Raw genomic sequence first — 13,744 nt, forward strand, 5'->3', positions numbered from 1 at the left:
TCGGCGAAGTGCTGACCACCAGTGAGCGCTTGCGTACGGCGGTCGGACAGGTGGCGCGGGTGGTGGACAACACCGCCGAGCGTTCCGGTCGGCAGCAGGAAATGACCGACATGGTCGCCACGGCCGTTCATGAAATGGGCCTGACCGTGCAGGAAATTGCGCAGAACGCGGGTAACGCAGCGGTTGCTTCCCAGAACGCCCGGGAGGAAGCGATGCAGGCGCGGCAAGTGGTTGGCGGGTCGATCCGGCATATCGAAAGCATGTCCGACGAAATCGGCCTCGCCGCCAGCGCGGTCGGGGAATTGGCCGAGCAGGTAGCCTCAATCGATCAGGTGCTGGCGGTGATTCGCGGCATCTCTGAGCAGACCAACCTGCTGGCCTTGAACGCGGCCATCGAAGCGGCGAGGGCCGGGGACATGGGCCGAGGATTTGCCGTAGTGGCTGATGAAGTCCGCACCCTGGCACGCCGCACCCAGGCGTCTACCGATGAGATCCAGCAGATGATCGGCAGCCTCAAGCAGGGCGCGGAAAACGCAGTGTCATCCATGCACAGCGGGCAAGCGGCCACCGGCACGGGCGTTGAATCCAGCCAGCGTACCGGCGCGTCACTGACCGCCATCACCGGGCAGGTCGAGCGCATCAGCGACATGAACCATCAGGTGGCGACGGCGACGGAAGAACAGTCGGCGGTGACGGAAGAGATCAATCGCAATGTGCAGGGGATCTCCGATCTGGCCCGGGCAACGGCGGGGGAGGTCAGGGCTTGTCGTGAGGACTGCCAGACGTTGCAGCGCCTGGCCGATGATCTGGCGCGGCAGATGGGTGGGTTCAGGTTGAGTTGAAATCGCGTTGGCAGTGCTGACGCCTTCGCGAGCAAGCCCGCTCCCACAGTAGTCCGCGATCATCCAGATAATGCGGTCAACAGTGGGAGCGGGCTTGCTCGCGAATGTCTGTCAGCAGTACAACACGTTTCTGGTCAGAACCACTCATCCTGCATCCCAAGGCACACATCATCCCGGGCTTCAAGGATCGCCAGTTCATGGTGGCACGCCGGAATTTCCCACGTCAGGAAATAGCGCGCCGCCTGCAACTTGCCTTTGTAGAAACTCACGTCGGCCGCATTACCCTTGGCCAGACCCTCTTCGGCACGGATCGCCTGTTCCAGCCAGCGCCAGCCGATCACCGTATGCCCGAACACTTTCAGGTACAGCGCCGAGTTCGCCAGGCTGCTGTTGACCTTGCCCTGCGCCAGATCGGTCAGCAGGCCGATGGTCACGGTTTGCAGGCGCGCCACCAGGTTTTCCAGTGGCTCGCGCAGTGCAGTCAGCGATTGATGGGCTTGCGCACGAGCGCCGGTATCGGCGATCAGGCGGATCAGTTGCTTGAGCCCGGCGCCGCCGTTTTGTGCGAGTTTGCGGCCCAGCAGGTCCAGGGACTGAATGCCGTGGGTGCCTTCGTGGATCGGGTTCAGGCGGTTGTCGCGGTAGTACTGCTCCACCGGGTATTCGCGGGTGTAGCCGTGGCCGCCGAGGATCTGGATGGCCAGTTCGTTGGCCTTCAGGCAGAACTCCGATGGCCAGGATTTGACGATCGGCGTCAGCAGGTCCAGCAGTTCGTGGGCCTGCTTGCGCTCGGCTTCGGTCTCCAGGGTGGTGGTGTCATCGAACAGCCGCGCGGCGTACAGCCCGAGGTCGAATGAGCCTTCAACGTAGGCTTTTTGCGTCAGCAGCATGCGCTTGACGTCAGCGTGCTGGATGATCGCCACCGGCGCGGTGTTCGGGTCCTTGCTGTCCGGCACCCGGCCCTGCGGACGCTCGCGGGCGTATTCCAATGAGTACAGATAACCCGCGTAACCGAGCATTACCGCGCCCATGCCGACGCCGATCCGCGCTTCGTTCATCATCTGGAACATATAGCTCAGGCCCTGGTGCGGCTTGCCCACCAGATAGCCAACGCATTCGCCGTTATCGCCGAAATTCAGTGCCGTGGACGTGGTGCCGCGCCAGCCCATCTTGTGGAACAGACCGGCCAGCAACACGTCATTGCGCTGGCCCAGGCTGCCGTCATCGTTGACCAGGAACTTGGGCACGATGAACAACGAAATACCTTTCACCCCGGCCGGCGCATCCGGCAGCTTGGCGAGCACCATGTGCACGATGTTTTCCGACAGCGGGTGATCGCCGCCAGAGATGAAAATCTTGTTGCCCTTGAGGCGATAAGTGCCGTCGGACGCCGGTTCCGCGCGGGTACGAATGTCCGACAACGATGAACCGGCGTGGGGTTCGGTCAGGGCCATGGTGCCGAAGAAACGGCCGTCGATCATTGGTTGCAGAAAGCGGCGCTTCTGCTCGTCGGTGCCGAAGCTTTCGATCAGGTTGGCCGCACCCATGGTCAGGAACGGGTACGAAGTCGATGCCGCGTTGGCCGACTGGAAGTGGGCGAAGCAGGCCTGGGACAGCAGGGTCGGGAGCTGCATGCCACCCGCCTCGAAACTGCGTGCGGCATTGAGGAAGCCGGCTTCGAGAAAGGCGTCCACGGCCGGTTTCACTTCCGGGATCAGTATCGCCTGACCGTCCTCATAGCGCGGCTCGTTCTCGTCGCCCTTGCGGTTGTGCGGGGCGAAGAACTTCTCGGCAATGTTGCGGGCGGTGCCGAGGGCGGCATCGAAGGTTTCGCGGTTGTGCTCGGCAAACCGCTCACGCTGGGTCAGGCCCTCGGCATCAAGGACTTCATACAGCTCGAAAGCCAGATTGCGGGAACTGAGCAACGTCTCGGACATGGCGGCCTACCTTTTATTGAAGTGGACCGAGTCTAGGCGTGGGAATAGAGGCTGAACAGGATGATTGATGAGGGTGATGGTGCAGTTGGCGCCGATCAAATGTGGGAGCGGGCTTGCTCGCGAAGAGGCCGGTACATCCAACATCCTGGTTGAATGACAGTCCGTTTTCGCGAGCAAGCCCGCTCCCACAAGGGGTCTTGCTCAGGATTAGCCGATCGTCATCAGGCTGGCGTTACCACCGGCTGCCGCCGTGTTGACGCTCAACGCGCGCTCGATCACCAGACGCTCCAGCGCTATGTTGGACTCGCCCTGGGACAGACCCTGGACGCCAACGATGGCACCGGCACGCTTGGCAACCTGCTGGCAGACCGCACGCAACTGGTCGGAATGGCCGTGATGCAGCACTGCATCAAACACCACTTCATCCTTGTTCCAGTCAGACACCAGCTTGATCCGCGCCTGAATTTCTTTCGGCAGGCGTGCGAACAATGCCTTGCTCAGCTCAGTTTCCGGCCATACCGCCGAACCGCCGACGGCCAACACCGCCGCCAGTTGCGTCAGCAGATCGCCTTCGACGTCCGCCAGGCACAGCACGTGCTCGCGCGGCAGGATCGCATAGCTGTTGCGCTCGCCGGTCGGGCCGGCCAGGACGCGGGTGATGCCGCTTTGCGACTGCGCGGCGAACTGCACGCACAGGGCGCTGAGGTCGGCGAACTTGTTGCTGTCAGCCCAGGCTTTCAGGGCGGTCAGCGGCTTGCTCATGGCCTCACGCAGACGCACGTCCGGAGCAGTCACGGCATCGCCACGGGCGAAGGAATGTTCGATCGCATCGACAGGGCGGGTCGACAGCAGGCGATACAGGTACAGCGGACCACCTGCTTTCGGACCGGTGCCCGACAGGCCTTCGCCGCCGAACGGCTGCACGCCGACCACGGCACCGACGATGTTGCGGTTCACATAAACGTTCCCGGCGTTGACGTTGTCGATCACCTTGGCGATGGTCTCGTCGATGCGGGTGTGCACGCCCAGGGTCAGGCCGTAGCCGGACGCATTGATCTGGCCGATCAGTTGGTCGATGTCCTTGCGCTTGTAGCGAACCACGTGCAGCACCGGGCCGAAGATCTCCCGTTGCAGTTCGTCGAAGCTTTCCAGTTCGATCAGGGTCGGCATCACGAAGGTGCCGCGTTTGACTTCCTCGGCATCGGCGATGGCCACCTGATACACGCTGCGACCTTTGTCGCGCATGGCCTGGATGTGCTTCTCGATGCCGGCCTTGGCTTCGGCGTCGATCACCGGGCCGATGTCCACGGACAGGCGCTCCGGATTGCCGAGACGACTTTCCGCCATCGCACCCTTGAGCATTTCGATGACGCGGTCGGCGGAATCTTCCTGCAGGCACAGCACGCGCAGTGCCGAGCAACGCTGGCCGGCGCTGTCGAAGGCCGAGGACACCACGTCGATGACCACTTGTTCGGTCAGCGCCGAGGAGTCGACGATCATCGCGTTCTGGCCACCGGTTTCGGCGATCAACGGAATCGGACGACCCTGGTTATCCAGACGCCCGGCGATGTTGCGTTGCAGCAGGCGAGCCACTTCGGTGGAGCCGGTGAACATCACGCCTTTGACGCGATCGTCGCCCACCAGGCCGGCACCGACGGTTTCGCCACGGCCCGGCAGCAATTGCAGCACGCCTTCCGGGATCCCGGCTTCGAGCATCAGGCGCACCGCTTGAGCAGCCACCAGCGGGGTTTGTTCCGCAGGCTTGGCGAGCACCGGGTTACCGGCGGCCAATGCAGCGGCGACCTGGCCGCTGAAGATCGCCAGCGGGAAGTTCCACGGGCTGATGCACACCACAGGGCCCAGCGGGCGGTGGGCGTCGTTGGTGAAATCGTTGCGTGCCTGCACCGCGTAGTAACGCAGGAAATCCACGGCTTCACGCACTTCGGCGATGGCGTTGGCGAAGGTCTTGCCGGCTTCACGGGCCAGCAGGCCCATCAGTGGTTGGATTTCGCCTTCCATCAAGTCGGCGGCACGCTCCAGGATCGCGGCGCGTTCGGCCGGCGGGGTGGCCTGCCAGATCGGTGCGGCGTTCAGGGCGCATTGAATGGCGTTGTCGACGTCTTCGACGGTGGCTTCCTGTACGTGGCCGACCACGTCACGCAGATCCGACGGGTTGAGCACCGGCACCGGGTTTTCAGCGCTGGAGGCGCAACCGAGCATCGGCGCGGCTTTCCAGTGGTTGTGCGCGGTGGCCAGCAGCGCGCAGGACAGCGACGCCAGGCGATGTTCGTTGGCCATGTCGATGCCGCTGGAGTTGGCGCGCTCGGCGCCGTACAGGTCGCGGGGCAGCGGAATGCGCGGGTGTGGCAGACCGAAGCCGCCTTCCACCGTGGCCATCTGCTCGATGCTGGCGACCGGATCGGCCACCAGTTCCTGGATCGAAATCGACTGGTCGGCGATGCGGTTGACGAACGAGGTGTTCGCGCCGTTTTCCAGCAATCGACGCACCAGGTAGGCGAGCAGGGTTTCGTGGGTGCCGACCGGTGCGTACACGCGGCACGGACGGTTCAGCTTGCCTTCGGAAACTTTGCCTACCACCTGTTCGTACAGCGGTTCACCCATGCCGTGCAGGCACTGGAACTCATACTGGCCCGGGTAATAGTTCTGACCAGCGATGTGGTAGATGGCCGACAGGGTGTGGGCGTTGTGGGTGGCGAACTGCGGGTAGATGACTTCCGGCACCGACAGCAGTTTGCGCGCGCAGGCGATGTAAGAAACATCGGTGTACACCTTGCGGGTGTACACCGGGTAGCCTTCCAGGCCTTCGACCTGGGCGCGCTTGATTTCGCTGTCCCAGTACGCGCCTTTCACCAGGCGGATCATCAGGCGATGACGGCTGCGGCGCGCCAGGTCGATCACGTAGTCGATCACGTACGGGCAACGCTTCTGGTAAGCCTGGATCACGAAACCGATGCCGTTCCAACCGGTCAGTTGCGGCTCGAAGCACAGGCGCTCGAGCAGGTCCAGGGACAGCTCCAGGCGGTCGGCTTCTTCGGCGTCGATGTTCAGGCCGATGTCGTATTGCTTGGCCAGCAGGGTCAGCGACAGCAGGCGCGGGTACAGCTCGTCCATGACGCGCTCGTACTGGGCGCGGCTGTAACGCGGATGCAGCGCCGACAGCTTGATGGAAATGCCCGGGCCTTCATAAATCCCACGCCCGTGGGACGCTTTGCCGATCGAGTGGATGGCCTGTTCGTACGACGCCAGGTACTTCTGCGCATCGTGCTCGGTGAGGGCGGCTTCACCCAGCATGTCGTAGGAATAACGGAAGCCCTTGGCTTCGAACTTGCTGGCGTTGGCCAACGCTTCGGCGATGGTTTCACCGGTGACGAACTGTTCGCCCATCAGGCGCATGGCCATGTCGACGCCCTTGCGGATCATCGGCTCGCCGCTCTTGCCGATGATGCGGCTCAGGGACGAGGTCAGGCCGGCTTCGTTGTGGGTGGCAACCAGTTTTCCGGTCAGCAGCAGGCCCCAGGTGGCGGCGTTGACGAACAGCGACGGGCTATTGCCCAGGTGCGGCTGCCAGTTGCCGGTGCTGATCTTGTCGCGGATCAGTGCATCGCGGGTGCCTTTGTCCGGGATGCGCAGCAGCGCTTCGGCCAGGCACATCAGCGCCACGCCTTCCTGGGACGACAGGGAAAATTCCTGCAACAGGCCCTGAACGATGCCCGCACGACCGCCGGCGCTTTTCTGATTGCGCAGTTTTTCGGCAATCGAAGCGGCGAGCTTGTTGGTGGCTTCGGCCATGGCTGCCGGCAGGCGAGCCTGTTCCATCAGCATCGGGACCACTTCCGGTTCCGGGCGACGGTAAGCGGCGGTGATCGAGGCGCGCAGTACCGATTGCGGCAGGATGCTTTCAGCGAATTCAAGGAAGCACTGGTGTGCGTGATCGACGTGGACGTCGCCGGCGTCGTCAGCATCCTTGGCGGTCAAACCGCTCAGCTCGGTCAGGGTTGCACCACCCTCGAGTTTTTCCAGGTAATTGAAAATTGCCTGCTTGATCAGCCAGTGCGGCGTGCGATCGATCGAGTTTGCGGCGGCCTTGAGGCGTTCGCGGGTCGGGTCGTCGAGTTTGACCCCGAGGGTGGTGGTAGCCATGTTTTTATCCTCATGTTTGCCACTGTTGCGTGGCATCAGCTGGCGGCAAGGTTAGCCGTGCGATGAAGGAGGTGCAACCGGGTGCAACCCTTTTTTTGTCGGAAAAATACACATTGGGTCATGAATATAATTCTGGTACGTCAGTGCCGCATCACCTTGGTGCTTTTTGGTTAGGATGGCGGCTGTTCTTGCTTCGTAAAGGAGCAAAAACCGGGGGCTTCATGGGTGTTTTGATAAGGTGCAACTAATTCTCGAGAAATGGGTTGCACCTTATTTGCTTTGTTGCATAGCATTCGCGCCCCAAGGTGCAACCGTTTGAAGAGACGGGTGTGTCGGGCCGATGGCTTTCCTGGGGAAACATCGGTCATAAATGCGCGAGCTTGCCGGTCGCCTGTCCAACGTCATCGTTAGGCAGCGGTCTGCCAGTCGCTGCTACATAAAAACAAAGCCAGGGCGTCACTTAATGAGCGTAAGCAATCCAACCCTGATCACCTTCGTGATCTACATCGCAGCCATGGTGCTGATCGGCTTCATGGCCTATCGCTCCACCAACAACCTATCCGATTACATCCTGGGCGGTCGCAGCCTGGGCAGCGTCGTCACGGCATTGTCCGCCGGTGCCTCCGACATGAGCGGCTGGTTGCTGATGGGCCTGCCGGGCGCCATCTACATGTCCGGCCTGTCCGAAAGCTGGATCGCCATCGGCCTGATCGTCGGTGCCTACCTGAACTGGCTGTTCGTTGCCGGTCGTCTGCGTGTGCAGACCGAGCACAACGGCGACGCCCTGACCCTGCCGGATTACTTCTCCAGCCGTTTCGAAGACAAGAGCGGCTTGCTGCGGATCATTTCCGCCGTGGTCATCCTGGTGTTCTTCACCATCTATTGCGCCTCCGGCATCGTGGCCGGTGCCCGTCTGTTCGAAAGCACCTTTGGCATGTCCTACGAAACGGCGCTGTGGGCCGGCGCTGCGGCGACAATCGCCTACACCTTCGTCGGCGGTTTCCTGGCCGTCAGTTGGACCGACACCGTGCAAGCCACGCTGATGATCTTCGCCCTGTTGCTGACGCCGATCATCGTCCTGCTGGCCACCGGCGGGGTCGACACCACCTTCCTGGCCATCGAAGCGCAGGATCCGAGCAACTTCGACATGCTCAAGGGCACCACTTTCATCGGCATCATTTCGCTGATGGGCTGGGGTCTGGGCTACTTCGGTCAGCCGCACATCCTGGCGCGCTTCATGGCGGCGGATTCGGTCAAGTCGATCGCCAATGCCCGTCGCATCTCCATGACCTGGATGATCCTGTGCCTGGGCGGCACCGTGGCGGTCGGGTTCTTCGGCATCGCCTACTTCTCGGCGCATCCGGAAGTGGCGGGCGCTGTGACCGAAAACCACGAGCGCGTGTTTATCGAGCTGGCCAAGATCCTGTTCAACCCATGGGTGGCCGGCGTGCTGCTGTCGGCCATCCTGGCGGCGGTAATGAGTACTCTGAGCTGCCAGTTGCTGGTGTGCTCGAGCGCCCTGACCGAAGACTTCTACAAGACCTTCCTGCGTAAATCGGCGTCCCAGGTCGAGCTGGTCTGGGTCGGCCGCGCCATGGTGCTGCTGGTAGCGCTGATCGCCATCGCCATGGCCGCCAACCCTGAAAACCGCGTGCTGGGTCTGGTCAGCTATGCCTGGGCCGGTTTCGGCGCCGCCTTCGGTCCCGTGGTGTTGATCTCGGTGATCTGGAAAGACATGACCCGCAACGGCGCACTGGCCGGGATCCTGGTCGGCGCGATCACCGTGATCGTCTGGAAGCATTTCGAGCTGCTGGGCCTGTACGAAATCATCCCGGGCTTCATCTTCGCCAGCCTGGCGATCTACATCGTCAGCAAACTGGGCGCGCCGACTCACGGCATGCTGCAGCGTTTTGCGGCGGCCGAGGCAGATTTCCGCCTGAACAAGTAACCGCAATGAGCGAAGGCTCTGAACGATGACTTGAATGAAAACGGCCCGCTTCCTTTGGAGGCGGGCCGTTTTTTCTTTCGGGCAGTGTCAGCAGGTACGCCGGCATCGCGAGCCAGCTCGGCTCCTACAGGGGTGTGAGTGTTTCTGAGGGAATGTCTGTCGCCAGAAGAGCCGCTTTCTGAAGGCCAACGCTTCAAATGAAGTAGGGCGTTTCTGTTTTTCCTGTCCGTCGTTCATACCTCTTGCCGCTCATGCAGAATCGCTCGCTCCCTTCTGCAGAGACACACCGGATGTCCACTTCTGCTAATCAACCTCGCTTCACGCTGACCGTCGATGACTTTCACGATGAACTTGCGGTGCTCGAATTCACCGGCAAAGAGGCTGTCAGCCAGCCGTACCGTTTTGACCTGGAACTGGTCAGCGAACGGCCGGACCTCAAGCTCGAAGACCTTCTTCACCGTATGGCGTTTCTGAGTTTCGATGGCCGGCGCTCGGGTGTGCACGGCCAGGTTTTTTGCGTGGGACAGGGCGATTGCGGCGATCGCCTGACGCGCTATCAGGTCAGTCTGGTGCCCCGTCTGAGCTACCTGGGCCGGCGAATCAATCAGCGGGTTTTCCAGAAAATGAGCGTGCCGATGATCATCACGCAAATTCTCAAGGACCATGGCATCCTCGCCGACGCCTTCGAGTTCCAGCTGGGCGGTGAATACCCAGACCGCGAATATTGCGTGCAATACGCCGAAAGCGACCTGGCGTTCGTCCAGCGTCTGTGTGCCGAACTCGGCATTCACTTCCACTTCCAGCACAGCGTCGACAGGCATCTTCTGGTGTTTGGCGACGACCAGACGGTTTTCCCCGATTTACCCGAACCCACCTTGTATCTGCCGGACAGTGGCATGGCGCTGCCAGTGCCAGTCATCAGGCGCTTCAGCGTGCGCCTGGAAACCCGCACCACCGCCGTGACCCGCCGCGATTACGACTTCCATGCACCGGGCTTTGAACTGGGCAGCCGTCGTGACAGCGGGCAATGGCCGGTGCTGGAGGATTACGCTTTTCCCGGGCAATTCAATGATCGCGAAGTCGGCGGTCGCCTGGCGGAACGGGCGCTGGAACGCCATCGCGCCGACTACCGTCAGGCGCACGGCAGCGGCAATCAGGCGGCCCTGCGCAGCGGCCATTTACTGCGGCTGGATGACCATCCGCGCCAGCATCCCCGGGACAAGTGGCTGCTGACTGAAATCGAACACCATGGGCGGCAGCCGCAAGTATTGGAAGCGTTGCTGGGCAATGATGGCGCGGAGGGTTTTCAGGGGTACCGCAACCGCTTTGTGGCGACGCCGTCGGACGTGGTGTTTCGTCCGCCACTGATCGAGAAACCCCGTGTCGCAGGGTATCAATCGGCAGTGGTGACCGGCCCGGCGAACAGTGAAATCCATTGCGACCCGTACGGTCGGGTCAAGGTGCGGTTGATGTGGGATCGCGGCAGTCCGCTGAGCGAGCATTCCAGTTGCTGGCTGCGGGTGGCCAGCGGTTGGGCCCATGATCGATACGGCGCTGTGATGATCCCCCGAGTGGGTATGGAGGTGTTGGTCGGGTTCGTCGATGGCGACGCCGACAAGCCCTTGGTCATGGGGTGCGTGCCCAACGCGGCGACCCCGGTGCCGCTGGACCTGCCGGCGGACAAGACCCGCAGTATTTTCCGCAGTCAGAGCAGTCCCGGCGGCGGTGGCTACAACGAATTGCGCATCGAGGATCGCAAGGGCGCCGAGGAAATTTTCCTGCGTGCCCAGCGAAACTGGAAACAGCAGGTGCTGAACGATATGCACCTGCAGGTCGGGCAAGACCAGCACCTGCATGTCCAGGGTGATCGGCACATCAGTGTGAGCAGTCAGTCCGTCAGCGCGAGTGGTCAATTTTCGATCAGGGCAGGCGGCCAGGTGGTGATCGACGGCGGCGTGCGCGCGACGATTCAGGCCGGCGGGCACTGGATCAACATTGGCCCGGAAGGCATTTTCAGCAGCGTGCCGATTGTGGTGGGGGGAGCACCGATGCTGGCCAGGGGCGCGTCGAGCCCGCAGGTGCCAGCCGTTGCGCTGAGCCTGGCGCAGAAGCTCAACCTGCAAGGCAACGCGCCTTTTTGTGCGGTGTGTCAGGTTTGCGAAGGAGGTGCGTGTGCAGCGTGATCCTTTATCACCTCAAGCCTGGCTGCAGCGCCAGCCGTTGCAGGCTTCTGAGCAACTGTTCGCGATATTCAGCAACGCCAGCGCGGCCAATCCCCTCGAAGCCTGGCGGCGCTTGGAGCCCTCAACAGTGCCCATCCCGATCTGGGCCAATACGGCCTATGCGGAGTGGGAAGCGGTTATGCCCGTTGTTTCAGTCATCCCGGCGGCCAGTGAGTTTTTACACTGGGCGGCGACCACCACGTCTCGCGACTGGGGTTGGTTGGCGGTTTCCTCGGCTGAACCGCAAGCGCTGGTCGAGCACCTGCGTAGCCTCACGCAGGTCCTGTTGCCCGATCGCAACGCGGTGTTTTTCCGCTTTTGGGATGGGCGCCATCTGTTGCCGATACTTCAGTGCGCCGAGGTCGACAGCGCGCAACTGCTGCCGGTGATGGGGCGATGCTGGATCAATGGGCAAGGCGTCGAGATTGCGGGGCGCGCGCAAAACGCCAGCAAGGTTTTCCCCTGGTGGGAGGTGCCGGAGGCGCTGTTACAGCAGCTTGGCGCTGATGCCTCCACCACGTTGGTCAGCAACTTGATGCAATGGTTGAGTGAAGAGCAGCCGGGCGTATTCGAGGCGTTTCCTGAGACGGTATTGCGCTGCAAGGTCGCGAATGCCCTGGCGGGGCGTGATTCGTCCCCGGTATCGAAAGAGCCATTGTTGGCGTATCTGATGGAGGAAATGCAGTAGGGGTTGCGTGAAGGGGTGGACGGCGGCACTTGCAGGAGCGTTCGCAGGTGCAGTGCCAAGCGGCTGCTTTGTGGTGATGAGGGTTCATTCGTGGTGAGGGGATGAATCCCCTCACCACAAGCAGTCTCCCTGATAGCAGGTATGAATCCTGGCCAGCACAACGCCGCTCAGTCGCCTGCGCCTGACTTGAAGGCCGGTAAAAGGTAAACTTCCCGGCCTTCGCAGGAGCAGCCATGAATTATCGTCACGCCTTCCATGCCGGCAATCACGCCGATGTGTTCAAACACCTGACCTTGACCCGCCTCATCGCCCTGATGTCGCGCAAGGAGCAGCCGTTTGCCTATCTCGACACCCACGCCGGCATTGGCCTGTACGACCTTCAGGGCGATCAGGCCAGCCGTACCGGTGAGTACCTGGAAGGCATTGCGCGCTTGTGGGATCAACCGGATCTGCCGATCCTGACCGCCGATTACATGCAGGTGCTGCACGAGATGAATCCGGATGGCCAGTTGCGCTATTACCCGGGCTCCCCTGAACTGGCACGTCGCCTGACCCGCCCGCAGGATCGTGTGTTGCTCAACGAAAAACACCCCGAGGACGGCCTGCTGCTCAAGGACAACATGGCCGGCGATCGTCGGGTCAAGGTGCACTTGGGCGAAGGCTGGCATGTGCCGCGGGCATTGCTGCCGGTGCCGGAAAAACGTGCGGTGATGCTGATCGATCCGCCGTTCGAAAAGCTCGACGAGATGCAGCGCTGTGCGGCGTCACTCAAAGAGGCGATCGGCCGGATGCGTCAGACCGTGGCGGCGATCTGGTACCCGGTGAAGGATCAGCGCGCGCTGCGCCGCTTCTATCAGGACCTGGCCGGCACCAGTGCGCCGAAGTTGCTGCGAGTGGAGTTGCTGGTGCATCCGCTGGACACGCCCAACAGCCTTAACGGCTCGGGCCTGGCGATTGCCAATCCGCCGTGGGGCCTGGAGGAGGAGTTGCGGGAACTGCTGCCGTGGTTGTCCGAGAAGCTTGGACAGACCCAGGGTGGCTGGAAGATGGATTGGTTGATTGCTGAGAGTTGATTCTGTAGGAGCGAGTTTACTCGCGATGGTCGTGAACGATAACGCGTAAAACCTGATGCCCAGTGGCGTCCTTGGTTTTTTCGCGAGCATGCTCGCTCCTACAGGTCTATCAGATCGGGCAGGTCACGCCAGTGCCGCCAATCCCGCAGTAGCCTTCAGGGTTCTTGGCCAGATACTGCTGATGATAGGTCTCGGCGAAGTACACAGTCGGCGCCTGGTCGACTTCGGTGGTGATTTCACCGAAACCGGCTTTGTTCAGCTCGGCCTGGAACGCCTGTTTACTGGCTTGTGCCTTCTCCAGTTGCTCAGGGGTGGTGCAGTAGATCGTCGAGCGGTACTGGGTGCCGATGTCGTTGCCCTGGCGCATGCCCTGGGTCGGGTTGTGCAGTTCCCAGAACATCTTCAGCAAGTCGTCGTAGCTGACTTTATCCTTGTCGTACACCACCAATACCACTTCGGCGTGGCCGGTCAGGCCCGAGCAGACTTCTTCATAGGTCGGGTTCGGCGTGAAGCCGCCGGCGTAGCCCACCACCGTACTGACCACGCCTTCACGCTGCCAGAACCGCCGCTCGGCGCCCCAGAAGCAGCCCAAGCCAAAAATGGCGAACTCGACGTCGTTGAAAAATGGACCCAGCAGCGGGGTGTCTTTGAATACGAAGTGATTCTCGGGCAGGACCATCGGGGTTTCGCGGCCAGGCAGAGCTTGTTCTTTGGTAGGGAGCACGTTTTTGTTCACCAGAAGTTCCGAGCGCAGAACCATTGTCAGTCCTCAGTCAGGATGGAATGTAAATAGACAGACTATCAGTGTGCCGAATGCCGACGCGTTACGCACTATCCCTGTGGGAGCGGGCTTGCTCGCGAAAGCGGTGGGTC

General features: G+C 61.8%; 8 protein-coding genes. 5 read left to right on the forward strand and 3 right to left on the reverse strand.

Annotated elements, in window-relative coordinates; all coding sequences use genetic code 11:
- The first annotated feature begins 110 nt into the window (after positions 1 to 110).
- On the forward strand, positions 111 to 842 hold the full coding sequence (locus B0W55_RS31490) for a methyl-accepting chemotaxis protein (protein WP_371807256.1): 732 nt from the start codon (positions 111 to 113) through the stop codon (positions 840 to 842).
- 134 nt (positions 843 to 976) lie between these two features.
- Here the strand turns inward: B0W55_RS31490 and B0W55_RS05880 are convergent, their stop codons facing one another.
- Complete coding sequence (locus tag B0W55_RS05880; RefSeq protein ID WP_077045078.1) at positions 977 to 2,779, reverse strand: acyl-CoA dehydrogenase; 1,803 nt, start codon at positions 2,777 to 2,779, stop codon at positions 977 to 979.
- 207 nt (positions 2,780 to 2,986) lie between these two features.
- Complete coding sequence (putA, locus tag B0W55_RS05885; RefSeq protein WP_077045079.1) at positions 2,987 to 6,940, reverse strand: trifunctional transcriptional regulator/proline dehydrogenase/L-glutamate gamma-semialdehyde dehydrogenase; 3,954 nt, start codon at positions 6,938 to 6,940, stop codon at positions 2,987 to 2,989.
- Positions 6,941 to 7,403: 463 nt separating this feature from the next.
- Between putA and putP the strand changes: the two genes are divergently transcribed.
- The 4 genes from putP (at position 7,404) to B0W55_RS05905 (ending at position 12,871) form a co-directional block, all read left to right on the forward strand.
- On the forward strand, positions 7,404 to 8,888 hold the full coding sequence (gene putP / locus B0W55_RS05890) for a sodium/proline symporter PutP (protein WP_077045080.1): 1,485 nt from the start codon (positions 7,404 to 7,406) through the stop codon (positions 8,886 to 8,888).
- A 290-nt stretch (positions 8,889 to 9,178) separates the two neighbouring features.
- The gene (locus B0W55_RS05895) at positions 9,179 to 11,071 is read left to right on the forward strand and encodes a type VI secretion system tip protein VgrG (RefSeq protein ID WP_077045081.1); all 1,893 of its coding nucleotides are present in this window, start codon (positions 9,179 to 9,181) and stop codon (positions 11,069 to 11,071) included.
- A complete protein-coding gene (locus B0W55_RS05900) occupies positions 11,061 to 11,798 on the forward strand; it encodes a DUF4123 domain-containing protein (protein WP_077045082.1) in 738 nt (245 codons plus the stop codon). Before B0W55_RS05895 ends, B0W55_RS05900 begins: the two co-directional genes overlap by 11 nt.
- Positions 11,799 to 12,031: 233 nt before the next feature.
- Positions 12,032 to 12,871, forward strand: a complete 840-nt coding sequence (locus B0W55_RS05905) for a 23S rRNA (adenine(2030)-N(6))-methyltransferase RlmJ (RefSeq protein WP_077045083.1) — start codon at positions 12,032 to 12,034, stop codon at positions 12,869 to 12,871.
- 109 nt (positions 12,872 to 12,980) lie between these two features.
- Here B0W55_RS05905 and msrA read toward each other — a convergent pair whose 3' ends face one another.
- Positions 12,981 to 13,631: a peptide-methionine (S)-S-oxide reductase MsrA gene (msrA, locus tag B0W55_RS05910; protein ID WP_077045084.1), complete on the reverse strand. Its 651-nt coding sequence runs from the start codon at positions 13,629 to 13,631 to the stop codon at positions 12,981 to 12,983.
- Positions 13,632 to 13,744: the final 113 nt, after the last annotated feature.

Origin of the sequence: Pseudomonas sp. KK4 (genome assembly GCF_001984065.1) — a bacterium.
Lineage (GTDB): Bacteria > Pseudomonadota > Gammaproteobacteria > Pseudomonadales > Pseudomonadaceae > Aquipseudomonas.

Coding starts and splice junctions, on each gene's coding strand:
- B0W55_RS31490 (WP_371807256.1), top strand. CDS start 111: ATGGTCGCCACGGCCGTTCATGAAATGGGCCTGACCGTGCAGGAAATT.
- B0W55_RS05880 (WP_077045078.1), bottom strand. CDS start 2,779: ATGTCCGAGACGTTGCTCAGTTCCCGCAATCTGGCTTTCGAGCTGTAT.
- putA (WP_077045079.1), bottom strand. CDS start 6,940: ATGGCTACCACCACCCTCGGGGTCAAACTCGACGACCCGACCCGCGAA.
- putP (WP_077045080.1), top strand. CDS start 7,404: ATGAGCGTAAGCAATCCAACCCTGATCACCTTCGTGATCTACATCGCA.
- B0W55_RS05895 (WP_077045081.1), top strand. CDS start 9,179: ATGTCCACTTCTGCTAATCAACCTCGCTTCACGCTGACCGTCGATGAC.
- B0W55_RS05905 (WP_077045083.1), top strand. CDS start 12,032: ATGAATTATCGTCACGCCTTCCATGCCGGCAATCACGCCGATGTGTTC.
- msrA (WP_077045084.1), bottom strand. CDS start 13,631: ATGGTTCTGCGCTCGGAACTTCTGGTGAACAAAAACGTGCTCCCTACC.